The organism is Phaeovulum sp. (assembly GCF_047638075.1).
Classification (GTDB): Bacteria; Pseudomonadota; Alphaproteobacteria; order Rhodobacterales; family Rhodobacteraceae; genus UBA6197.
In genome coordinates this window covers 1-22255 of the sequence record NZ_JBLJBV010000041.1, presented here as the reverse complement: position 1 = coordinate 22255, position 22255 = coordinate 1, and the positions used below count along the sequence as shown (strand labels likewise).

Genomic DNA, 22255 nt, shown 5'->3' with positions numbered 1-22255 from the left:
CCCTTGACGGGGCCGCAGGGCACAGAAGGGCCTAGGCCATGCTGCGTTTTACCATCCGGCGCCTGTTGCAGGTGATCCCGACGCTTATCGCGGTGGCGTTGCTGATCTTTGTGCTGTTCAGCGTGATTCCGGGCAGCTTTGCGTCCAGCATGTCGGCCGATGGCAAAACCGCCGGCGACCCTGAACTGATGGCCCGCCTGAATGAGGAATTCGGGCTCGACAAACCGGTTTACGAACGGTTCGGGATTTATCTGGTCGGGTTGGCCAAGTTCGACCTTGGCACCTCGTTTCGCACCCGTCAGCCGGTGACGACGGTGATCAAGGCGCGTATCTGGCCGTCGCTGAAGCTGTCGATCGCGGCGATGGGGCTGGCGATCGTGGTGGGGGTTCCGCTGGGTTTCATCGCAGCGTTGCGGCCGGGCAGTATGCTGGATTCCGTGACGATGGTGGGGGCGGTGTCGGGCCTGTCGCTGCCACAATTCTGGCTTGGGCTTTTGCTGATGTATTTCTTTGCGCTGGTGCTGGGTTGGCTGCCCAGTTTCGGCTACGGCGGTGGCGCGCTGAAATACCTGATCCTGCCCTCTATCGCGCTTGGCGTGACGCCGCTGGCGCTGTTGGCGCGCACCACCCGCGCCGGGGTGCTGGAAATCATGAACGAGGATTTCATCCGCACCGCCCATTCCAAGGGCATGAGCAACGCCCGCGTGATCCGCTGGCATCTGACCCGCAACGTCATGGTGCTGGTCGTGACCACCATCGGCTTGCAATTCGGGTCAATGATGGGGCAGGCGGTGGTCATTGAAAAGCTGTTCTCCTGGCCCGGTATCGGCACGCTTTTGGTTGATTCAGTGTCGATCCGCGACATTCCGGTGGTGCAGGGCACGATTTTGGTGATCGTGCTGTGGTTCTTGCTGATCAACACCTTCGTCGACATCATCTATGCGGCGATCGACCCAAGGATCAAACAGACATGAGGGGCATTAATCTTAACCTTTGGATCGGCAGCTTCTTGTGCGTTCTGGTGATTACGGGCGGCATTTTCGCGCCGCTGCTGACCTCGTTCGATCCGGTGTTTGACGCCGATCTGATGAGCGCAGAGATGCCGCCTGACGGCACCTTCTGGTTTGGCACCGATGCGCAGGGCCGCGATGTGTTTACCCGCGTTCTTTATGGCGCGCGCATTTCGCTGACGGTCGGGGTGGTGTCGCAGCTTATCAACTCGGTCATTGGGCTGTCGCTGGGCATTTCGGCGGCCTATTGGGGCGGCTGGTGGGATGATCTGGTCAACGGGCTGACCAACGTGATGCTGGCAATTCCGTCGCTGATTTTCGCGCTGGCGATCATGGCGATCCTGGGGCCGGGCCTGCCCAGCCTCTTGATTGCGCTGGGGCTGACCAACTGGTCCTGGACCTGCCGCATTGCGCGCTCGTCCACGCTGTCGCTAAAGGGGAATGGCTATGTGCTGGCGGCGCAGACGCTGGGATATTCCGATATCCGCATCATGGCGACGCAGCTTTTGCCCAACATGGTCGGGCCGATTCTGGTGATCAGCACGCTGGGCATTGGTGCGGCCGTCCTGGCCGAGGCGGCACTGTCGTTTCTGGGGCTTGGTATTCGCCCGCCGTTCCCAAGCTGGGGTTCGATGCTGACCGATTCACGCGAATTGATCGTGATTGCGCCTTGGGCGGCGGTCGCGCCGGGGATGGCGATTTTCATGACGGTGCTGGGGTTCAACCTGCTGGGTGACGGGCTGCGCGACATGCTTGACCCGCATATGCGGACGCGCCGGACATGAGCATGGAACCGCTATTGGAACTGCGCCACCTGCATGTCGGCATCCCCGCGCGCCGCGGAACTGTGGGGATCGTGCGCGATGTCAGCCTTAAGATCCTGCCGGGCGAGGCGTTCGGGCTGGTCGGTGAATCGGGGTCAGGCAAAAGCCTGACGGCGCTGTCGATGATCCGGCTGCTGAAACGGCCGCTGGCAATTACCGAGGGGCAGATCCTGTTCAAGGGCAAGGATCTGCGCGGCCTGTCGGAACGGGCCATGCGCGATCTGCGCGGCGACCGGATTGCGATGATCTTTCAAGAACCGATGACGGCGCTGAACCCGCTGGCCACTGTGGGGCGCCAAATTGCCGAAATGTTCGTGCTGCATCAGGGCAAAAGCTGGGACGAGGCGCATAAGCTGGCTATCGACGCGCTGGCCAGCGTCAAGGTTCCCGCACCCGAACAAAGGGTCAAGGCCTATCCGTTCCAGATGTCGGGCGGTATGCGTCAGCGGGTGATGATCGCCATTGCGCTGGCCTGCAACCCCGATCTGCTGATCGCGGACGAACCGACCACCGCGCTGGATGTGACGGTGCAGGCCGAGGTGCTGAAGCTGATCGCGGAACTTTGCGCCGCGCGGGGCACCGCCGTACTGCTGATCAGCCACGATCTGGGCGTGATCGCCAATATGTGCCAGCGGGTCGGGGTGATGTATGCCGGGCGGCTGGTCGAGGAACGCGATACCTATGATCTGTTCGCCACGCCGCGCCACCCCTATACCAAGGGTCTGTTGGGGGCCCTGCCGCGGCTTGGGTCGCGCCACGACCATGGGCGCCAGCGGCTGGTCGATATCGACAGCCTGATCACGGATAAGGAAAGCCTGACGCAGGAATTCTGTTTTCAGCCCCGCAACGCGGAACGCAACGCCCATCTGCGCGCCAAGGCGCCCGGCAGCGGGGGCAGGCCATGACCAGACCGCCAGCGCCGCTGTTGCAGATTCAGGATCTGCATGTGCATTTCCCTGTTGGAAGCCAGTTTCTAGCCCGTAACAAGCGGCTTTTGCGGGCGGTCAGCGGGGTGAACCTGCACCTTCAAAAGGGCGAATGCCTGTCTATCGTTGGGGAATCGGGGTGCGGGAAATCCACCACGGCGCTGGCGGTCATGGGCCTTCAGGAACCCACCTCGGGGGATATCCTGTTTGAGGGAAAGTCGATCATCGGCGCCAATGCCCCCAGCCGGATGGACCGGGCGCGCATCGCGCAGATGGTGTTTCAAGACCCCTACGCCTCGCTTAATCCGCGCCAGACGGTGCGCGGATCACTGGCGGCCCCGTTGCGCCTGCACGGCACCACCGCAAAAAGCGAGGTCGACGACCGGATCGAGGATATCCTGAAAAAGGTCGATCTGCGCCCCGAATTTGCCGAACGCTACCCGCATGAGTTTTCCGGCGGCCAGCGTCAGCGGATTGGCATCGCGCGGGCGCTGATCCTGAACCCGCGCATCCTGATGTTGGATGAGCCGGTCTCGGCGTTGGATGTGTCGGTAAGGGCGCAGATCATCAACCTGCTTTTGGACCTGCAAGAAGAACTTTCCCTGTCATTCGTGATGATCAGCCATGATCTGGGCGTGGTCGAACACATGAGCGACCGTGTGGCGGTGATGTATTTTGGCCAGATAGTTGAACTTGGCCGCTGGGACGCGATCTTTTCCAATCCGACGCATCCCTATACGCGCAAGCTGATTTCAACCATCCCTGATCCTGATACGGTGCTGCACCCGGATAAACGCGCTAACCTGAACACCGCGCCCAATCCGCCGGCGGGGTATCGGTTTCACCCCGATGATATCAGCCGGCCGGATGTCTATTCCGCCCCCGCCCCCTCTGATCTGATCGAGGTGGGGCCCGGTCATTTTGTGCGTTGCGGCCGCGCGGGGCCGGCGGAATTCAGCTAACAGCGCCGCCCCAAGGCTGTTCGCGGCTGCGCCCCGGTCAGTTCATGCTAATGTGCCGCCCAGCAAAACAGGACCGCAACCCATCATGCCGGTCGGACTGAAACGGAGCAGAAACCGATCGTGCAGGTTCTATATATTGCCCATAATCTTGACGATCCGGCCATCTGGCGGCGTGTTGCGATGCTGCGCCGTGGCGGGGCCGTGGTAACGGTTGCCGGGTTTCGCCGGGGGGAGGGGCCGCTACCCGGTGCGGCGCGCGTTCTGGGCCGCACGCGCAATGCCCGGATGAGCCAGCGGGTGATCGCTGTGTTGCGCGCAAGGCAGGGCGCCACCCTGCCGGATGGCCGGGGCTTTGACGCGATCATCGCGCGCAATCTGGAAACGCTGGCGCTGGCCGTGGTGATTGCGGACCGAGCGGGCCGCAGGGGCGGGCAGGCGCCGCGGCTGGTTTATGAGGTGCTCGATATTCACCGGCTGATGTTGCGCGGCGATATGATCGGGCGCACCCTGCGCGCGCTGGAACGCAGATGGTGCCGGGCGGTCGACCTTGTGCTTGTGTCATCGCCCGCGTTCGTGACGCAGTATTTCGATACATACCGCCAGACCCGTGCGCCGGTTCTGCTGGTTGAAAACAAGGTTATGGCCGGGCCGGATGAGGCCGGGGCGCAGGGCCGCCGTCTGCTGCTGGCCAGGGGGGGGCCGCTGGTTATCGGCTGGTTTGGTATTCTGCGCTGCGCGTTCTCGCTGGCCTGTCTGGATGCGGTGACACGCGCGGCGCCTGGGCGCTACAAGGTGATGCTGCGCGGCCAGCCCGCCTATGACGTGCTGCCCGATTTTGACGCGGTTGTTGCGGCAAACCCGGATCTTCACTTTGCCGGGCCTTACGCCTACCCCGACGACCTTGCGCGGATTTACGGCGAGGTGGATCTTGCCTGGCTGGTGGACCGCTATGAAAAGGGTGCGAATTCAGACTGGCTGCTGCCAAACAGGCTTTATGAAAGCGGGTTGAACGTTGTCCCGCCGATCTGCCTTGCCGGGACCGAGGTGGCGCGGATGGCCGAGCGGCTGGAAATCGGCCTGCGGCTAAAGGAGGCCACGGTTGCGGCGGCCTCGTTGATGCTGGCGCAGGTTGACGGTGCGCGGCTGGCGGCCTTGCGTCAGGCGCAGGCCGATGTCGCGCCCGCCGTCTGGCGCACGGACCCCGAAGAATGCCGCGATCTGGTGGCAGCACTGGGCGCGGATATGCCGGGCCGCGGGCTGCGGCTGCTGCGCGCGGGCGGGTTGACGACATGAACGTGGGGCCGGGCAAAGTGCTGATCGTCATCCCGACGCTGAACGAGGCGGCGCATATCGGCGCGGTGATCGAGGGGTTGCGCCCGTTTTGCCAGCACGCAGCGGTGGCGGCGCGCGATGTCAGCGTGATCGTGGTGGATGGCGGATCGTCAGACGCGACGCGCCCTATTGTTGGCGCAGCAACGCTGCCCAATGGCGCGCTGCACCTGCTGGATAACCCGGCGCGCATCCAAGGTGCCGCGGTCAACCTTGCGGTGCAGCGGTTTGGCGATGCCGCGGAATGGTTGATCCGGGTTGATGCCCATGCGGTTTATCCCGGCGATTATTGCGATGTCCTGCTGAACGAGGCCGCAGTTACCGGCGCGGATAGTGTCGTGGTGGCGATGCGCGCGGTTGGGCGAACGCCGTTTCAGCGCGCGGTGGCGTTGGCGCAGAACACGCGGATCGGTAACGGCGGCGCGGCGCACCGCATCGGGGCGGCGGGCAAGGTGGTGGACCATGGGCATCACGCGCTGATGCGGGTCAGTGCGTTTCGCGCGGTTGGCGGCTATGACCCGGCGTTTTCGCATAATGAGGATGCCGAGCTGGATTTGCGCCTTGGGGCGGCGGGCGGGAAGATATGGCTGACGGGGCGCACCGGGCTGGATTATCTGCCGCGCGATACCGCCTTTTCGCTGATACGTCAGTATCGCAATTTCGGGCGCGGCCGGGCGCAGACGCTGATCAAGCACCAGATACGCCCCCGGATGCGGCAAGCGGTGGTGATTGCTGTGGTGCCTGCGGTTCTACTGGCCGTGCTGGGCTTTGTGCATCCGATGTTTGCGCTGCCTGCGGCGGTGTGGTTGGCGGGCTGTCTGGGGGGTGGTCTGGCGCTGGCTTTGCGGGGGCACGGCTGGACCGGCCTTGCCGCCGGGGGGGTTGCGGCGCTGATGCATCTGGCGTGGTCGTTCGGGTTCTGGACAGGGCTTTTCCGGCGTGCCCCCGCGCAAAGGGCCGCACCATGAGCGCCCGTTTGATCGCCATCGGGGTCTGCACCTTTCGGCGCGAAACGCTGGCTGATACGCTCGGCAGCCTCGCCCGGCAGCATGTGCCAAAGGGTGCGGCGCTGCGGATCATTGTGGCCGATAATGACGACAGCCCGACTGCGGCGGGGTTGGTGGCGAAATTCGCCGCCCGCACGGCCCACGGGGTGGAATATCTGCATGCCCCGGCGCGCAATATCGCGGTTGCGCGCAACGCCATTCTGGAGGCCGCTGAGCGGGCCGGCGCGGCGCGGCTTGCGTTTATTGATGATGATGAGATTGCAGCGCCGGACTGGCTTGCGCGGCTGGATGCGCGGATGACCGAAGACCGGGCCGATGCGGTGATGGGGCCGGTGCGGGCAACCTATCGCCCCGGCGCGCCAGAATGGATGCAGGCGGCGCGGGCGCATGATACCTGGCCCGAAACCGGGCCTGATGGGCGCCCCATTGCGGGCCATAGCTGCAATGCGATGATTGATTGCGCGGCGCCTGCGTTTGCGGGCCTGCGCTTTGATCCGGCGCGCGGGCGGTCGGGCGGCGAAGACAGCGCCTGGTTTGAGGCGGCCCGCAGCCGAGGCGCCCGGCTGTCTTTCGCCAGGGACGCGCTGGTTAGCGAAGAGGTGCCCGACGCCCGCGCGCGTCTGGGCTGGCTGCTGCGCCGTCGCTACCGCATGGGCCAGACCTATGCCAGCCTGCACTATGCGGACGCTACGCCAACCGCCAAGGCGGCGCGGTTTGCCGTGGCGCTGGCCAAGGCCGCATGGTGCATGGCGGCCGCTACGGTGCAATTCCCGTCAGCAAAGGCCAGAAACGGCAATATCGTGCGCGCAGCACTTCACGTTGGTGTCATGGCGAATTTGGTGGGGTTGGCGCAGCCAAGCATTTACGGTGCGCCGGATACAGGTCAGACTGACCGCCCGCCAATGGCCCCAAACACGCCCAAAGGTTCCGATAGGTATGAGTGATTTTCGATTCAGAATGTCGGATAGCGACACAAGAAATACCGCCAACCCGCAGCCCGGCGGCGGTGATGTCTTGATTGACTTTGGCAAACTTGCGCAGGCGGCGCGCCGTCAGCGGCGGGTCTTGCTATTGTGGATCGCCGGGTTCTGTGTGCTGGGCCTGGTCTATCTGGCAACGACCCCGCCCAGCTATCGTGCGGCCGCGACGGTTCTTCTGGCGGGGCAGTCCACGGGACAGGTTGATAACGTGGCGGTGACGGAAACCGTCTCGGATGCGTCGGTGGAAACGGCCCAGCAGGTTTTCCGGTCACGCGATCTGGCGTTGCGGGTTGATGATATCCTTGCGCTGCGCGAAAAAGCGGCGTTCATGACGCCGCCTGCGTCGCTGGCATCGCGCACCTTGCATACGCTGACCGGGACGGTTCGGGCCGCGCTGGATATGTTGTCGCCAAAGCCCGATTTTGGCCCCGGCACTGGCGGGTCAGCGGATGCCGCCGATCAGGCGCTACGGGATAAGGCGGCGCGCAGCCTGCAAGGTGACCTGATCATCGAGCGGATCGGCCGCAGCACCGCCCTGCAGATCGAGTTCGAGTCGCATGACCCCGCGTTGGCAGCGCAGATTGTCAACGCCTATACCGAAGCCTATACCTCGGATCAGCTAAGCACGACGTTCGAGGCGACGACACGCACGACGAAGTTTTTGCAAACCCGGCTGGCCGATCTTGAAACCGACGCCCGAAAGGCCGCGATGGATGCCGAGACCTTCCGCGCCAAGGCCGGTCTTGTCGCCACCGGCGACCGGCTGATCACCGAAGAAAACCTGAACCGCCTGAACGCCGAACTTTCGATGGCGCGGGCCGAGGCTGCCCGCAGCCGCGCCCTGGTGGCCAGCTATGACGGGGCCCTGGCGCGCGGGGTGGCGGCCCTAACGGGTGGCGCGGGGGGCCGGCTAAGCCTACCCGGCGATACCCGTCTGACCGAGATGGGGCAGGCCCTGTCGACCCTGACCCAACGCCGGGATGGCGTCATGCGCAACTTTGGTGCGGACCATCCGCAGATAGCGGTTCTGGATGCACAGATCGAACAATCCGCGCAACGCCTTTACGCCGAGATGGAACGCCAGGCCGAGGTCGCCCGAGGCGAGCTGGCGGTGGCCGAGGCCCGCGTGGCATCCTTGCGCGACGCGATCGTGCCGCTGAACGAGGAAAACTCAGAGGCGTTGCGCGCACAGATTGAATATCGCCTGTTGAAGCAGCGAACAGACACGCTGATGCGGCTATATGAGACGTTCCTGAGCCAGTTTCAGGGGGCCGAGCAGCTACGCCTTTATTCGGGCAGTCAGATCCGGGTGCTGACCCCTGCGGAAATTCCGCGCGGGGCGGCGTCGCCCTCGGCCAAAAGGGTGCTGGCGCTGATGATCGTGCTGGGCCTGATGGCCGGGCTGGCGCATGCCGGATTGCGCGAATGGCGCGAAAGGTATGTGCGCACCGCCGCAGATGTGACCGATGGCCTGAAGCTCAGGTTTCTGGGGTATCTGCCGCCTTTGCCCGTTGCCGGACGCAACTATGAGGCGGCACCCGAGTCTGCAAAGGACACGGCGGCTATGGGGGCGCAACTGATTCAGTATCCGCTGGCGCATATCACCGCGCCCCGAACCCGTTACAGCGAAACCCTGCGCACCATTCGCCATATTTCGTCGACCGTATTGCCCGGGCAGGGTGGAACGGTGATTGGCGTCACCTCCATTTTGCCGGGCGTGGGCAAGACGGCGCTGGCGGCTGATCTGGCCGGGATACTGTCGGTTTCGTCGCATAATGTGCTGTTGATTGATGGCGACCCCCGTAGCCAGCAGCTAAGCCGTCTGCTGGGGCTGGGTGCCAAAGGTGATCTTGCGGAAGTCATCGAGGGCAGTGCCGATTGGCGCGATTGCCGCGTCAGCATTGCGGGGACGAATGTCGAGGCAATCGGCTGGTCGGGAAAAGCGACCCTATCGCACCCTGCCGATGTGCTGTCATCGCGTATGATGCGCGAATTCCTGATCGCCGCGGCGCGCGAATATAGTCATGTGGTCGTGGATCTTGGCCCGCTGGGCCCGGTGGTGGACGCAAGAGAGCTGATTGCGCTGGTTGATCAGGTCGTCTTGTTGGCGCTATGGGGCAAGACCCCCTATGGCCTGATCAGCGAAACCCTGGAGCAAGAGCCGGAACTGTCATCGCGGGTGTTGGGCATGGTGTTGGGCGATGTCGATATGCGAGAGCTGAAAAATTATGTCGGCCCCGCGCAGGTCGAATCCTTTGACGAGGAATTGGCCCCGTATTTTGAGTGATGCGCCCGTGGGGGGTGACCGTGGCAAAGGCGGAAATTTGTCACAATGGCAGAAATTTTCGCAATCGCCTCGGCAATGCCTCATTCGGATGTGATCATGACAGCAGTTGCAACAGGGGGCACGCGCGCTTGACTGTGCGCAGGTATTCGTTAAATTGCGCACGAAAACAATTGGATAGGGCGTTTTGCGTGATTGACAGCCGTTCTTGACGCACTACCATGGAAGATGATGATTTTAGCGGGGAAAGTACCGGAACTGTGGGTATAGGCGCTTTTGCGATTGGCATGTTCATCGCGTCGTTCACGGCGGGTATTGTCGGCGCTGTGGCTGGTCTTGGCTTTTGGTCCTGTGTCGGTCTTGCCGTTAGTGTCATGATCGTGTCGCAACTGCTTTATGTGGGTGTGTTGATGGTTGTCAGCGCGGCGCGCGCCAGAAAACTGCGCCGTAACCGCACAAAAACGGATCACGGGCACGGGGGCGCCAACGCCCTGAACGGCAACAATGTGGCGCCCAAATAATTCAAGGCGGGGCAGGATGATGCGCAGGCCCACGGTCAGTGTTCTTATTGCCGCGCATGATTGCGCGCCGACAATAGGGCGGGCGATCGCCTCGGCGCTGGCGCAACCTGAAACATCCGAAATAGTTGTGGTTGACGATGCCTCGGGCGACGATACCCGGGCCTGTGTCGCGGGCTGGGCGGCGCGCGATGACCGGGTGCGGCTGGTCGCACTTGAGACGAACGTGGGGCCGGCCGGGGCGCGCAATCGCGCGCTAAAGGTTGCGACGGGCGAGGTGTTGGCCCTTCTGGATTCTGACGATTTCTTTGCGCCCGGCCGTCTGGCGCGGCTGTTGGCTGAACCGGGGTGGGACATGATCGCGGACAATGTCGCCTTTGTCACCGAAAGGGGGGCAGAGACGCTTGATTTTGCGTCGCTTCCGGGGGTAGGGCGCGGGTTTGAGGCGATTGATGCGGCCAGCTTCATTCGGGGCAATCTGGCCTCGGCCCATCATACACGCGGTGAAATGGGGTTTTTGAAACCGCTTTTGTCGCGGGCATTTCTTTTGCGGCACGGCCTTGGCTATGACGGGACGCTTCGGTTGGGCGAGGATTATGATTTCTATGTGCGCATGCTGCTGGCGGGTGCGCGGTTTCGGATCACGCGGCAGGCTGGGTACGGTGCGATCGTGCGTAGCAATTCGTTAAGCGCGCGCCACTCTACCGTTGATCTGGGCGCGCTTGATACCGCCATCGCGCGCCATGAGGCGAAGGCGGATGCGGTGACAAAGGCCGCGATGCGCGCCTACCGGGCCGAGGTGCGCGCCAAGCTGGATCACCGGGTGTTTCTGGACCGCAAGGCGCAGGAGGGTCTGGCCGCCGCGATGAAATATGCCATGGGCGGGGGCGGGCGTCTGGCCGCCATCGTGCGGGGGGTCGCGCGCGATAAGCTGCAACCGTTGCGGCGTGACCGCGACGGGCTGCGCGATGACGGCTACCGGCTGCTTTTGGACGTGGCGGGATAGGGCGCGATCACCGGGGTTATGTCTTTGGGCAAAAGGGCGCCGGCAATCGCTGCCTCTTCGGGCGTCAGCAAAACCGAAAGACTGTGCCAGCCGGGCAGATAGCCAAGGCCGCGCAGCCCGGTCAGGCCAATCGCGGTGACATCCGGGGCGGCATAGGCATGAAGGCGGCAAAGCTGCGCGGCTAGGGCGGTGTCATCAGGGTATTGGCCATCTGAGGGGGCGCGGCCCACAGCAATCAAAGTGGCCTTTGCCAATGACCCTTGGGCAAGGCGCGCATCATCCGGCGCGGCCAGCACGATCGGGCCGGTAGGGGGCGCGGTATCAGCAGGGGTCGCGGCGTGGCGGCGGCGCCTGTCGCGCAGGCTTTCGGCCAGATCCGCCACAAGAACCGGGTGCTTTAGCAAAAGCCACAGCGCGCCCACCCGATTACGGGCTTTGACCGCATCGACAAGCCGGGCGTAGCGCAGCGACCGGACCAGCCCCTTGCGCCGCCTTCCCAGAAGGGCGGCAATTTCGGGCGACGTGGGGGTCAGCCGATCATGCGCCGCCAGCAGCGGTTGCAGCACCCCGGCAGACAGCCGATGCGAGGTTGATGACGCGTGGCGACGGTAAAGATAGGTCGGCTGCGGCAACAGGACCAAACGCGCGCCCTTCAGCAAAAGCCGCAGATAAAGGTCGAAATCCTCGCCGTTGTGCAGGCTTTCATCATAGCGCAGCGCGCCCAAGGTGGTGCGGCGGATCAGCGGTTTCAGATAGCCCAGCGGGGGCGAGGCGATCATATCGGCGGCGGTTATGGTGCGCGGGCCTTGGGCAAGGGTGGCACCGTAAAGGGTGCCCTGCGCCGTTGCCGCCAGATTGCCAAAGGGCATCATATCATCGGCCACCATATCCGCGCCAAGCGCCGCTGCCGCGTCCAGCATCCGCATGATGCGTTCAGGATGCACCAGATCATCGGCATCAACGATGGCGATCCATTCGCCCCGCGCCACCGCAAGCGCGCCATTGCGCGCGCGCGCCGGGCCACCCCGGGTTTGCGCGGTGATCAGCCGGACACGCGGATCGGTGGCGGCTATGTGTGTGACGATGGCGTAGCTATCATCATCAGAGGCATCATCCGATACAATCAGCTCAATCTGTTCGTGCGACTGGCGCAGCACCGCATGCATGGCGGCCTCAATGTGCTGCGCGCCGCGGAAATTGGCCATGATCACCGTGACAAGGGGGGGCGGTGTCTTTTGCTGGGGGTGGTCAGTCATGAATCGGGCGGCCCCCTTTGTCTTAGCAATATACAGACCTTGCACGCCCCGCGTCTTGACCAAACCCGAATCCGCCGGGGGTTTAGGCCGAGTTTCGCCCATGAAACGGGTTTGCGTCTGTTAGGCTAACACGACATCGGCCAATATGCGACCAGTGGCCACGCGGCAGCACGAAAGGGAATGTTTTGGCATTGCGAAAAATGATGGGGGCCGTTCTGGCAGCGTTGGTCGGGCTGAATTTGGCCAGCGGGGCGGCGGCCGAGGGTAGTTTTTTTGACCCATTTGAGCGGTTTGACGGATCGCGCTGGTATGTGTCAGACGGGTGGACGAACGGCGCGCACCAAAATTGCTGGTGGTCGCGCGATGCCGTCAAGCTACGCGAGGGCAAGCTGGTGCTGATGGTGCGATCCACCGGCAACAAGGATCGCCCCTATATCTGCGGCGAGGTGCAGACGAAGAAAACCCACCAATACGGCACGTTCGAGGCCCGGATTCGCACTGACCGCGCCTCAGGCGTCAACGCGGCACTTTTCACCTACATCGGTGAGGTTCACAAAAAGCCGCATGATGAGATTGACGTTGAAATCCTGACCCGCGACCCCGGCAAGGTCAGCTTCAACACCTTCGTTTCCGGCAAGATGCACAACGGCCAAACCGTGCCCGTCACCCCCGCCGCCGACAAGGTGTTTCACACCTATTCCGTGATCTGGGAGCCGGAGCAGATTCGATGGTTCATTGACGGCGCGCTGATGCATGAAACCACGGGCAAGGTCTTGCCGCAGAACGCGCAAAAGCTATACCTGAGCCATTGGAGCAGCGGCACCCTGACCGATTGGATGGGACCGTTCAAAGACCCGGGGCGCCCCTTGCAGATGGAAATTGACTGGATCGCCTGGACGGCACCCCAAGATGCGTGCCAATTTGACGGCTCAATCCTATGCGCACTGGCAGGCAAGAAATGACCCAAGGCCGGGCCGCACCCCTGCGCCAGATCAGAACGATCACGATCTGCCCCAATACGGTGCTGGCCTTTTTGGGCTTTGTGTCTGTGCTCTTTATGTTTCGGCTGGGGGCGGTGGGGGCGCTTCTTTTTCTGGGCGTTGGCGGGGCGCTGATCGTGCGGCGGCCCAATGCCAATCTGGCGGCGCTATGGCGCGACGGGTGGGTTTTGGCGTTGCCGCTGTGGTGTGGGCTGACGGTGCTGTGGTCTGCCTATCCGGCGCTGACGCTGCGCTATGGGGTTCAGCTTGGCGTGACGGTGGCGGTTGCGCTTGTCATCGCAAACCGCCTGTCGCCCCAGACCCTGCTACGCACGGTCTTTGTGGCGTTGGCGGTGGCGGCCTTGGCCAGTGTCGCCATTGGGCGGGCGCGGCTGGATGGCGGGGGGTTTTTGGGTATTTACGGCAGCAAGAACGCCTTTGCGCAGGTGATGGCGTTATTCGTGATTGCGGGGCTGGCGCTTGGCTTGGGCCGTGATGGAACCAACCCTTGGCGGGTTTTGGGGCTGCTATCGGTGCCGGTGGGCCTGATCCTGCTGGCCCGGGCGCAATCGGTCGGCTGGCTGTTGGCGGTGCTGATGGCGGTTGTTGCGGGGTTTGTCTTTGCCCTGATGCGCCGGTTTCATCGGCGGTACCGGCTGTTTTCCCTTGGCCTTTTGGTGCTGGCGATCGTTGCGGCGCTGTTGGTTGCCTGGCTGAACCAGGATGCGCTTTTGGCCTGGGTTCTGGACGTGACCGGCAAGGATGTGACGCTGACGGGGCGCACCTATCTGTGGCTGACCGCGCTATCAGAATTTGCGCGCCACCCGCTGGGTGGGCAGGGGTATCAGGCGGTCTGGGTGGTCGGCAACCCGGTCGCTGAAAGCATGTGGCGCGAATTCGGGATCGCGTCAAAGACCGGGTTTCATTTTCACAACACCTGGCTGTCGAACGCGGTCGAGATCGGGGCTATCGGGGTCGCGTTGCAGGTGGTGATCTTTTTGACGGCGCTTTTCACCGCGCTGTGGCGCGTGCTTAAAGTGACGCGGTCCGACACGCTTTTTGCGGCAATGCTGATGGTGCTTCTAAGCGTGATGAGCATGGTCGAGGTGGTCGGATTCCAACAGTTTCAGATCGTGACCATGCTGATCGTGATCATCGCATCACAGGGCCGCGGCCGCCAAGAGGGGTGAACCTAGTTCGCCGGGTTGGGTGCCACACGCGCGCGGCCTTGGGCGCGGCGCGGTCCGTCGCTGATCTGCACATCGACCAGATCGCCGGGTTGCACAACCGCATCAAGACCGGCGGCAAGCGTCTCAACACCCTCCGGCCCGGGGCGGTAAAGCGTCACCACCGGGTCTGGAATGATCTGTTCATCCGTCAGGCGCGCGCCCTCTTGCAGGGCCAACTGATCGGCGCCGTCATCAACAAGATGCAGCGTCGTCGAGATCCGTTCGCGGGTTTCGGCGGCCTCGGCGGTGACCGTCTGGATCTGGTCGATCACGTCCGACATCCGGCCCGACACGAATTCTTCCAGTTCGCGCTTGTTCGCGGAAACGCCCTGCCGCGCGCGCAAAATTGCGGTCGAGGTATCCAAAAGCTGGTTTTCAAGCGATATGAGCCGGGTTTCGGCGTTGAACAACCGGTCACTGTTGATCAGCCCGCGGTCGGCAAGGCTGCGGGCGCTTTCGCGCGATTCCTCGGCCAGAACGCGCTGCCGTTCCAGTGCGGCGGTCTTTTGGCTAAGCGCGGCAATCTCTGCCTCAAGCAGGTCGGTCTGTTCGCCCAGTGCCTCGCGTTCCGAGGCAAGGCGCGCGCGACGGCGCTGCATGATTTCTGTCTGTTCCGCAATCAGCGCAAGGCCATCCGGGTTTGAAAGATCAGGCGGCACGGTGATGTCTTTGGACTCATCGCGTTCAGCGGCAAGGCGGGCAAGCATGGCATGCTGGCGTCGGTTGCGGTCCAGCAAGACCCGCAACTGGCCCTGATTGGTGATATAGTCGCGAAAGGCGGTGGTGCCCGGGTTCAACACCTCTTGCAGCCCGCCTGCCAGCGCCAGCGCGTGCCGCACCGTCATCCCTGCGCGAAACTCGACAGCGCCGGGGTTGCGCACATATCCACCCACCACAACCGTGCGCACGCCAATGAAATCAAGCGTTGCATCGGGCGCCTCGGCAAGGGCAAAATGGTCGCGCAGCGCCTGCGAAATCTGGTTGCCGACCTCATCCAGCGTCTTGCCGTTGGCGTCAATCATCCCGACGAAGGGGATGTTCAACCGCCCGGCCTCATCGACGTGGTATTGACCGGAAATATCGGTCCAGCCGCGCACCGTTTCCTCGATCGGGTTCCAGTCAAGCACCCGCAGGCTGACCTGATCCAGCGGGGCCAGCCGAAATTCCTGCGCGTGGGCGTGGCCCACCGCGGCAACCGTCAGCAGCGCGCCCACCATGAGGGTGCGGCAAAAACCAAGCCAACCTTCGATGTCCAGCCGCCCTGTCACCAAGAGCCGCGCGCCTTGAGAACAACAGGGACGGTGCGCAGCAGGATGGAAAGATCCATCAAGAACCCCGCGTTTTTCACATAGGCCCGATCCAGCGCGACACGCCGCGAATAGGCCGTTTCACTGCGGCCACTGACCTGCCACAGGCCGGTTATGCCGGGGCGCGCCCTAAGGTAATAGCGCGCAGACCGGCCATATAGCGCCAGTTCATCCTTGACCACGGGGCGCGGCCCGACAAGGCTCATGTCGCCCAGCAGAACGTTGAAAAGCTGCGGCAGCTCATCAAGGCTTGTCGCGCGCAGGGTTTGCCCGATCGAGGTGATCCGCGGATCATCGCGCAGTTTGCGGGTCTCGTGCCATTCTTGGCGCGCGGTGGGCGAATTGGCCAGATGGCGGGCAAGCGCGCGCTCAGAATCAAGGATCATCGACCTGAACTTCCAGCATTTGAAGGGGCGGCCCCCCTGACCAATGCGTTGATGGCCGTAAAATACCGGCCCAGGCGAGGTAACCCAGACCATCAGCGCAACACAGATCAGCAGCGGCGATAGCGCGATGATTGCAAGGCTGGCCCCCGTAATATCAAGAATTCTTTTCAGTTGTGAGCCGGCCGCCTTTTCCACGCGGCGGCGGCTGGCTTTTACGCCACTGGGCCTGAATTGATCGCGCGTGACCGCAGAGGCTGTCAAAAGACGCACAGTTCTATGACCCATGAAAATCCATTCCTCTTTATAAACCCACATCACACCCGGACCGCCAAGGATGCGTCCTTGCGGTAGCAATTCCAGTCCACCCTACGATCTAGAGCGAATTTTTGCCGTTAGTCGCGAACACCACACATCAACAACCCGCCAAACCGGCAAGATTTCAGCGCGGTATGCGCAGATCGAAATAATAATCGGCCAAGTATGACTTCCTTGGGCATTTTGGCAATCAACCTTAGTGTTAGGTTGAACCGCCCAAAGAATCGCGCCAATTTCGTTCCCACTGTCAAAGACTAACATCTGGAACGGGCTTTTGTGCAGATCTAGCGGGCGGTGGTTCTGCGGTGCGGCGGTAAATTGCCTTTTTGAAAATCCGATCGGCAGATACATGCCAAACCCGGCTGATTTCAGATCGTTTTGCAGCGGCCTGCCCGGACCCGGCCTTGAAACCGGCCGGTATGGCTGTTTGGTTGGTGGCGTTGCGGCACAAGGGGGTTGATCTGATGGCGGCCGGGCCAACCCGCATCCTGTTTGGCAGTGCGCACCCCTATCTGCCGCAGCTTCATGGCGGCGCGCAGTCCAGCACCCACGAACTTGTCACGCGACTGCGCGGCCTTGGGTATCCGGTTGCGGTGCTGGCGGGCCTGACGGGCGAGGGCTGGACCGGTCTGCGCGCGCGTATCGGCCTAAAGCTGGGGCGGCCTTTCGTGCGGGATGATACGATGGGGTATCCGGTCTACCGCGCCTGGTTTGCACAAACCGCCGCCGCCGCCGCGGTGCGCGATTTCGGGGCGGATGTCGCTATTTTTCAGTCGGGGTTTCCGGCGCGTCTGGCCCGCGCCATTGACCGTGACAGGGTGCGGACCTTCATTTATCTGCGCAATGTCGAATACGACGATCTGGGCGGCACCCTCAAGGATCTGGCGGGAACGCGGTTCATTGCGAATTCGCAGTTCACCGCCCGGCATTTCGCGCATAGCGACGGGATAGAGGCCGACGTCATCCTGCCAATGATCGAACCGGGGCGCTACAGGGTCGCATCTTCGCGTGGGAATGTGACGTTCATAAACCCGCACGCGCACAAGGGGGTTGATGTGGCGCTGGCCATTGCCAAACGCTGCCCCGACATACCCTTTGTCTTTATCAAGGCGTGGAAGCTGTCGCCTGATGATGATGCGGCGTTGCGGGCGGCTGTTGGTGCCCTGCCCAATGTCACCCTGCAAGGTCCGGTGCGCGATATGCGCCCGGTCTATGCCGAGGCCGCGATCATCCTTGCCCCCAGCCGCTGGAATGAGGCGTTTGGCCGTATCGCCGCCGAGGCGCATGTCAGCGGGATCCCGGTCGTGGGCAGCAATCGCGGCGGTCTGCCCGAAGCAATCGGCCCCGGCGGTGTTATCCTGGACCCCGACGGCCCGATTGAGCCGTGGGTCGCCGCGATCACGCGGCTTTGGACCGACCGCGCCCATTACGACGCGGTTTCAGCCGCCGCGCGCAATTATGCGATGCGCCCCGAAATGGACAGCGACGCGCAGATTGCCGCGTTGATCAAGATCATCGGGGCGCGCGCCCAACCTGAAAGGCCCTGACATGCGTATCCTTTTTACGTCCGGCAAGGCATTCCTGCCGCAAAACTCGGGGGGGGTGCAGTCCAGCACCATGCAGCTTGCCGGGGCGCTTATGGCGCGGGGGCATGAGGTGGCGGTGATGAGCCGCCTGATCGGGGGCGGCTGGACGGAATTCGGGTCGCGCATAAAACGCCGGGTCGGGCGCACCCGGTTTTCGTGTGACCGAGGTCTTGGCCTGCCGGTTTATCGCGCGTGGGATCCGACCGATGCGACAGAGGTTGCCAAGCGGTTCCGCCCCGATGTGGCCGTGGTGCAAAGCGGCGAAACGATGAAAATCGCCAAAAGCCTTGAATCTGCGGGCGTGCCGGTGGTGCTTTATTTCCGGCATGTGGAATTTGCCGACCTTGGCGGTAACCCGGTGGACCTGACCGACGCCCGGTATATTGCCAATTCGGCCTTCACGGCGGCGAAATACAACCGCGAATTCGGGGTGACATCGACCATCATTCCGCCGCTGGTAGAGGCGTCGCAGTATCAAACGCAGACCACGCGCGAAAACGTGACCTTCATCAACCCCTATCCGGTCAAGGGGCGCGATCTGGCGTTTGACATCGCGCAGCGCTGCCCCGACATCCCCTTCACCTTTTGCGAAAGCTGGCGTATCGACGATGAGCTGCGCGCCTGGATCACCAACCGCATTACGCAGACGCCGAACGTCACACTGCGCCCGCGCACCAATGACATGAAGTCGATCTATGGCAAGGCAAAGGTGCTGCTGGCGCCCAGCATCTGGGAAGAGGCCTGGGGCCGTGTCGCAACCGAGGCGCATTTCAGCGCGATTCCCGTTCTGGGGTCACGTCAGGGCGGCCTGCCAGAGGCCATCGGCCCCGGCGGCACGGTTCTGGATATTGGCGCACCCGTTGACGATTGGGTTGGCGCCCTGCGCAAGCTTTGGGATGACCCGGACCATTACGCCGCGCTTTCGGATGCCGCGCGCGCCTATTCCCGGCGGGCCGAGATCGACCCTGACCACCAGATTGAAACCTTGATTGGCGTGCTAAGGGATGCGGCGGATGCGGCACAGCCCAACCCGCCGATTACCCGCGCAGACGCTGTTTAAGCAGGGCGACACGTTCCGCGCCCAAAAGGGCATAGGCGGCCTTTTTGAGCAGCCGGCGCGCGGGCCGCGCCTCGTTGCGCAGCAACCTGTTTGTCGCGGCGGCGTTGGAGGGCGTGATCATCCGGTTGGTTTGCAGGCACAGGACCGGCTTGCCCGCGATTTCGGCAATGCGCAGGGCCTGACGGTTTTCGCTTTCGATAAACAGGATGGCGTCGCTGTCGCGGTAGTATTCGCCCTTGAAACTGCCATGCGCGGCAAGGCGTTGGCGCGCGGCCTTGCTGGGCAGGTCCAGCATGACCAGGCGGTCATAGCGCACCCCCTGCGCGGCCAGCCAGCTTTCGGTCTGGGGGCGGTATCTTTCCAATCGGCTGGTCACAAGCGTGCCCAAAGGGCGGGTCATCCGGTAGAGCGGGCGCGCTGTCGCCAAAAAGTGCAGATAGGCGGCGCCATCGTCGTTTTCTGCGGCGGTAGGGTCGTGGCACAGGACCCCGTCAATGTCGATGCAGCTGTCTTTCAGGAATTTATGGTGCATGAAATTCCACTGAAACAGGCGCGGCCAGGGCACGGTTTCAAACACCAGATCCGCCTCGGGGTGGTGGGGTTTTGACCCGTATACGGCGGCAAAGATCACGTCGTCCTTCAGACCGGCGGCCGCAACGCGGGCCTTGGCCTCTTTCATTGCGGTGCCGCCGTTGATGCTGTCATCAATCACCAGCACCCGCCGCCTGCCTTCGGTTTCAGGGCGCATGCCGGTCGCCTTTGTCTTGCCCGAGGAATAGATGCGCCCGGCAAGGTAGCTATCCAGATCCGTCAGGCGGATATTCCCCAACAAGGCGACAAACTGCGCCGCGATCATCCCGCTTCTGGGGACGCCTACCACCAGATCCAGATCGTGCGGCAGGCGGCGCATCGCCTTCACGATTGTGTCGTTCATGTCAGCGATGGAGCGAAACTGCATCAGTCGTTTTCCTCATATCGCGCGGGCGGCGTTCAGACCGGCCGGGCCCTGCGCAGTTGCCCGGCGGCAAGGGAGGCGGCTTCGCGTAGCGTTGCCCGCCCGGCGCTAAACGCCAGCAGGATCAGCATAAACAAGCCGTAGGAAAAAGCCAGATTGATGCCCAGCCTTGCTAGTGGAGAGCCGCTGATCTGGCCTTGCAGCAGCCAGACCGCCCCAAGGCACAAATGCCCCGCCACCATCAGCGGGCCGCAGGCCGTTGCAATATCGCGCGATCTGATCGGACCTTGCCGAGAGATGTAGCGCCATAGCGGCACGGTTTTGGCATATTCACTGATCGCATAGGCAATAGCGACGCCAAGCGCACCCCAGTAGATGCCGCCCGCAAAGGCCGTAATCGCAAAGCCTGCGGTGACAAACCCCCAGATCATGTATTCGGTTGACCGCCCCTGACTGATGAAAAGCCAGCCCGCCGGGTTGTTCAACGGCTGCACCAGCCCGGCAAAGCCAAGCGCCATAAAGATGGGGGCGCTGTCTTGCCACTGTGCGCCCAGCATGAAAGGGATCAGGCTATCGGCCATGGCGGTGGCCCAGGCGACCCCCGGCAAGATCAGCAAAAGCGATAGGTTGAGCACCCTCAGATAGGCGTGGCGGTAGCGGTCAGGTTCGTCCAGCATCCGCGACAGCGCCGGGATCATCACCCGCGACAACGGGTTTGAAACCTGGCGCAACGGAAACAACAGCAGCTTGTAGGCGCGGTCGTAAAAGCCCAACTCGACACTGCCCCAGACCTTACCGATGATGATGTTGTCCAGATTGCGCGCAAAGAAATTGGTCAGGTTGAACCCGGTGATCCCCGCCCCGAACCCCAGCAGGCCGCGCATATCGGGCGCGCGCCCCGGAAGGCCCGGCAACCACCCTGAAAACACCCAGCTTAGCGCGGTGGCGATTGTCGCGCCGGCCAGTGTCCCCGCAAAAATCGCCCAGTAGGACGGGCTGATCAAGGCCCAGGCAATCGCCACCCCCAGCGTCGTGACCGCACCGGCCACGCTAAGCCACGCGAGCAGCCCGAACGCCATCCGCCGGTTCAGCAAGGCGCCGTGCTGGGCGCCCAAGCCGGAAATCACGATGGTTGACGACATCGCCGCAATCAGCGGTCCAACGCGGGGCTCGTCGTAAAAAGCCGCGATCAACGGTGACAGTGCCAACAGGAAAACCGCCAAGGCCACACTGAACGTCATGTTGACCCAAAAGAGAAAGTTCACATCCGCGGCCGTCAGCCTCTTTTTCTGAACGGTCGCCTGAACCAGCCCGAAATTTTGCAACATCGCAAGAAGGGCGATCACCGGCGCACACATCGCCATGAGGCCAAAATCGACAGGCGCCAACAGCCGCGACAGCACCAGAACCGAGGCCATTTGCGTGGCAATCTGCACCCCCTGCGATACCGCAATAACCAGCGCCCCACGCCCCACAGTCTTGCGCAAAGACCCTTCTGGGGGGTCGAAAAGACGGTTGCTTGGCATCGCGGCTACCCCAACTGTTGCCCGGTTTTCGCCTCGCCCGGCCTTGGCGTAGCGCATGCTTGGTCGCGCGCAGAATGTCGCCGCAGCATGGCGCATACACCAATGCGCGCCAAGCGCAAACCCGGGGCCGCGCCGCACCGGATTTTCGGGCAGGATCTTGCCGCCCTTTGGCGGCGGCGCGGTGGCTTTTTACGCGTTATCAGGGCGCAGCGAGGTTTGGCCGACCATTTTTCTGAAGGGGCGCAACCAGCCGGGCAGCGGATACCCAGCCGCAAAAAGATAGGCCAGGGCATCGCGGTCCTCTCGGTTGCGCCGGTCACCGACCGAGCTGCGCAGCAACCGCAGCAGCAGGTGGCTGCGATGGCGTCGAAAGGCCTCCAGATCGAACAGGGCGGAATAGTCGTCCAGCAGTCCGGCGCTATCGGCATAAAAGAGGGCGCGGGCACATTTATAGCAGCGCCCGCAGTTCATCTTTTCGCGCCCGGTTGAAAAGCCGTGGGTGCACACCGTCAGATAGCGTCGTGCCAGATCACCGTGCATCACGTCGGCGGTTTTTTGCAGGCGGCTCAGATGCAGGCAGTGGCTGAAATAGCTGTTGGCCGACGTGTTCAGTAGCGGCAATAACGCGGGGTCCATCGGCCCGATCCCAGAGCCGCGCCCAAGGCGTGCCGATAGGCCGGCAGTTTCACCCTTGGAGTAATGAAAGCCGTAAAACAGATGTTCAAGCGTCATCGCCGCGGCCGCATTGCGCATCGTGTGGGTATGAATGAACCGGCTGCCATAAAACGGCGCAAGGTCTGCGGATATGG

20 protein-coding genes are annotated in these 22255 nt (G+C 62.9%); 14 read left to right on the top strand and 6 right to left on the bottom strand.

All coding sequences use genetic code 11. The features are described 5' to 3' along the window. Positions 1 to 38: 38 nt before the first annotated feature. The 10 genes from ACM62R_RS06030 to ACM62R_RS05985 all read left to right on the top strand — a co-directional run bounded on the left by ACM62R_RS06030 (position 39) and on the right by ACM62R_RS05985 (position 10846). Complete coding sequence (locus tag ACM62R_RS06030; RefSeq protein WP_415183156.1) at positions 39 to 974, top strand: ABC transporter permease; 936 nt, start codon at positions 39 to 41, stop codon at positions 972 to 974. Then, complete coding sequence (locus ACM62R_RS06025; protein ID WP_415183155.1) at positions 971 to 1795, top strand: ABC transporter permease; 825 nt, start codon at positions 971 to 973, stop codon at positions 1793 to 1795. Before ACM62R_RS06030 ends, ACM62R_RS06025 begins: the two co-directional genes overlap by 4 nt. Then, the gene (locus ACM62R_RS06020) at positions 1792 to 2739 is read left to right on the top strand and encodes an ABC transporter ATP-binding protein (RefSeq protein ID WP_415183154.1); all 948 of its coding nucleotides are present in this window, start codon (positions 1792 to 1794) and stop codon (positions 2737 to 2739) included. The genes ACM62R_RS06025 and ACM62R_RS06020 overlap by 4 nt, the downstream gene beginning before the upstream one ends. Next, on the top strand, positions 2736 to 3722 hold the full coding sequence (locus ACM62R_RS06015; protein ID WP_415183153.1) for an ABC transporter ATP-binding protein: 987 nt from the start codon (positions 2736 to 2738) through the stop codon (positions 3720 to 3722). The genes ACM62R_RS06020 and ACM62R_RS06015 overlap by 4 nt, the downstream gene beginning before the upstream one ends. 120 nt (positions 3723 to 3842) lie before the next feature. Beyond that, a complete protein-coding gene (locus ACM62R_RS06010) occupies positions 3843 to 5015 on the top strand; it encodes a glycosyl transferase (RefSeq protein WP_415183152.1) in 1173 nt (390 codons plus the stop codon). Next, the gene (locus tag ACM62R_RS06005; RefSeq protein ID WP_415183151.1) at positions 5012 to 6019 is read left to right on the top strand and encodes a glycosyltransferase family 2 protein; all 1008 of its coding nucleotides are present in this window, start codon (positions 5012 to 5014) and stop codon (positions 6017 to 6019) included. The genes ACM62R_RS06010 and ACM62R_RS06005 overlap by 4 nt, the downstream gene beginning before the upstream one ends. Continuing rightward, on the top strand, positions 6016 to 7002 hold the full coding sequence (locus ACM62R_RS06000; protein ID WP_415183150.1) for a glycosyltransferase: 987 nt from the start codon (positions 6016 to 6018) through the stop codon (positions 7000 to 7002). Before ACM62R_RS06005 ends, ACM62R_RS06000 begins: the two co-directional genes overlap by 4 nt. Beyond that, positions 6995 to 9325, top strand: a complete 2331-nt coding sequence (locus ACM62R_RS05995; protein WP_415183149.1) for a Wzz/FepE/Etk N-terminal domain-containing protein — start codon at positions 6995 to 6997, stop codon at positions 9323 to 9325. The genes ACM62R_RS06000 and ACM62R_RS05995 overlap by 8 nt, the downstream gene beginning before the upstream one ends. Before the next feature lie 218 nt (positions 9326 to 9543). Beyond that, a complete protein-coding gene (locus ACM62R_RS05990) occupies positions 9544 to 9843 on the top strand; it encodes a hypothetical protein (protein WP_415183148.1) in 300 nt (99 codons plus the stop codon). A gap of 16 nt (positions 9844 to 9859) precedes the next feature. Then, positions 9860 to 10846, top strand: coding sequence for a glycosyltransferase family 2 protein (locus ACM62R_RS05985; RefSeq protein ID WP_415183147.1), 987 nt, complete (start codon positions 9860 to 9862; stop codon positions 10844 to 10846). On the opposite strand, the gene ACM62R_RS05980 is transcribed toward ACM62R_RS05985, so the two are convergent. Next, on the bottom strand, positions 10816 to 12102 hold the full coding sequence (locus ACM62R_RS05980) for a glycosyltransferase family 2 protein (RefSeq protein ID WP_415183146.1): 1287 nt from the start codon (positions 12100 to 12102) through the stop codon (positions 10816 to 10818). The two genes, ACM62R_RS05985 and ACM62R_RS05980, sit on opposite strands and share 31 nt — an antisense overlap. A 185-nt stretch (positions 12103 to 12287) precedes the next feature. On the opposite strand from ACM62R_RS05980, the gene ACM62R_RS05975 reads away from it, so the two are divergent. Both ACM62R_RS05975 and ACM62R_RS05970 read left to right on the top strand, forming a co-directional pair. Then, entirely contained in the window at positions 12288 to 13064 is a 777-nt protein-coding gene (locus ACM62R_RS05975; protein ID WP_415183145.1) for a family 16 glycosylhydrolase, read from the top strand. Next, positions 13061 to 14272, top strand: coding sequence for an O-antigen ligase family protein (locus ACM62R_RS05970; protein ID WP_415183144.1), 1212 nt, complete (start codon positions 13061 to 13063; stop codon positions 14270 to 14272). Before ACM62R_RS05975 ends, ACM62R_RS05970 begins: the two co-directional genes overlap by 4 nt. A 2-nt stretch (positions 14273 to 14274) precedes the next feature. Here the strand turns inward: ACM62R_RS05970 and ACM62R_RS05965 are convergent, their stop codons facing one another. Continuing rightward, positions 14275 to 15528: a polysaccharide biosynthesis/export family protein gene (locus ACM62R_RS05965; RefSeq protein WP_415183143.1), complete on the bottom strand. Its 1254-nt coding sequence runs from the start codon at positions 15526 to 15528 to the stop codon at positions 14275 to 14277. A gap of 47 nt (positions 15529 to 15575) precedes the next feature. Next, positions 15576 to 16289 (bottom strand): sugar transferase, encoded by a 714-nt coding sequence (locus ACM62R_RS05960; protein WP_415183142.1) that lies wholly within the window; start codon positions 16287 to 16289, stop codon positions 15576 to 15578. A gap of 449 nt (positions 16290 to 16738) precedes the next feature. Between ACM62R_RS05960 and ACM62R_RS05955 the strand changes: the two genes are divergently transcribed. Both ACM62R_RS05955 and ACM62R_RS05950 read left to right on the top strand, forming a co-directional pair. Further along, the gene (locus ACM62R_RS05955) at positions 16739 to 17866 is read left to right on the top strand and encodes a glycosyltransferase (RefSeq protein ID WP_415183141.1); all 1128 of its coding nucleotides are present in this window, start codon (positions 16739 to 16741) and stop codon (positions 17864 to 17866) included. A gap of 1 nt (position 17867) precedes the next feature. Next, complete coding sequence (locus ACM62R_RS05950; RefSeq protein WP_415183140.1) at positions 17868 to 18965, top strand: glycosyltransferase; 1098 nt, start codon at positions 17868 to 17870, stop codon at positions 18963 to 18965. Here ACM62R_RS05950 and ACM62R_RS05945 read toward each other — a convergent pair. The 3 genes from ACM62R_RS05945 to ACM62R_RS05935 form a co-directional block, all read right to left on the bottom strand. Further along, positions 18943 to 19923 (bottom strand): phosphoribosyltransferase, encoded by a 981-nt coding sequence (locus ACM62R_RS05945; RefSeq protein WP_415183139.1) that lies wholly within the window; start codon positions 19921 to 19923, stop codon positions 18943 to 18945. The two genes, ACM62R_RS05950 and ACM62R_RS05945, sit on opposite strands and share 23 nt — an antisense overlap. 32 nt (positions 19924 to 19955) lie before the next feature. Next, positions 19956 to 21503 carry a lipopolysaccharide biosynthesis protein gene (locus ACM62R_RS05940; protein WP_415183138.1) on the bottom strand — a complete coding sequence of 516 codons (1548 nt, stop codon included), beginning with the start codon at positions 21501 to 21503 and terminating at the stop codon, positions 19956 to 19958. 132 nt (positions 21504 to 21635) lie between these two features. Continuing rightward, the coding region (locus tag ACM62R_RS05935) for a hypothetical protein (RefSeq protein ID WP_415183137.1) at positions 21636 to 22255 on the bottom strand (620 nt) is incomplete at its 5' end.

Coding starts and splice junctions, on each gene's coding strand:
- ACM62R_RS06030 (WP_415183156.1), top strand. CDS start 39: ATGCTGCGTTTTACCATCCGGCGCCTGTTGCAGGTGATCCCGACGCTT.
- ACM62R_RS06025 (WP_415183155.1), top strand. CDS start 971: ATGAGGGGCATTAATCTTAACCTTTGGATCGGCAGCTTCTTGTGCGTT.
- ACM62R_RS06020 (WP_415183154.1), top strand. CDS start 1,792: ATGAGCATGGAACCGCTATTGGAACTGCGCCACCTGCATGTCGGCATC.
- ACM62R_RS06015 (WP_415183153.1), top strand. CDS start 2,736: ATGACCAGACCGCCAGCGCCGCTGTTGCAGATTCAGGATCTGCATGTG.
- ACM62R_RS06005 (WP_415183151.1), top strand. CDS start 5,012: ATGAACGTGGGGCCGGGCAAAGTGCTGATCGTCATCCCGACGCTGAAC.
- ACM62R_RS06000 (WP_415183150.1), top strand. CDS start 6,016: ATGAGCGCCCGTTTGATCGCCATCGGGGTCTGCACCTTTCGGCGCGAA.
- ACM62R_RS05995 (WP_415183149.1), top strand. CDS start 6,995: ATGAGTGATTTTCGATTCAGAATGTCGGATAGCGACACAAGAAATACC.
- ACM62R_RS05990 (WP_415183148.1), top strand. CDS start 9,544: ATGGAAGATGATGATTTTAGCGGGGAAAGTACCGGAACTGTGGGTATA.
- ACM62R_RS05985 (WP_415183147.1), top strand. CDS start 9,860: ATGATGCGCAGGCCCACGGTCAGTGTTCTTATTGCCGCGCATGATTGC.
- ACM62R_RS05980 (WP_415183146.1), bottom strand. CDS start 12,102: ATGACTGACCACCCCCAGCAAAAGACACCGCCCCCCCTTGTCACGGTG.
- ACM62R_RS05970 (WP_415183144.1), top strand. CDS start 13,061: ATGACCCAAGGCCGGGCCGCACCCCTGCGCCAGATCAGAACGATCACG.
- ACM62R_RS05965 (WP_415183143.1), bottom strand. CDS start 15,528: ATGGTGGGCGCGCTGCTGACGGTTGCCGCGGTGGGCCACGCCCACGCG.
- ACM62R_RS05960 (WP_415183142.1), bottom strand. CDS start 16,289: ATGGGTCATAGAACTGTGCGTCTTTTGACAGCCTCTGCGGTCACGCGC.
- ACM62R_RS05955 (WP_415183141.1), top strand. CDS start 16,739: ATGGCTGTTTGGTTGGTGGCGTTGCGGCACAAGGGGGTTGATCTGATG.
- ACM62R_RS05950 (WP_415183140.1), top strand. CDS start 17,868: ATGCGTATCCTTTTTACGTCCGGCAAGGCATTCCTGCCGCAAAACTCG.
- ACM62R_RS05945 (WP_415183139.1), bottom strand. CDS start 19,923: ATGCAGTTTCGCTCCATCGCTGACATGAACGACACAATCGTGAAGGCG.
- ACM62R_RS05940 (WP_415183138.1), bottom strand. CDS start 21,503: ATGCGCTACGCCAAGGCCGGGCGAGGCGAAAACCGGGCAACAGTTGGG.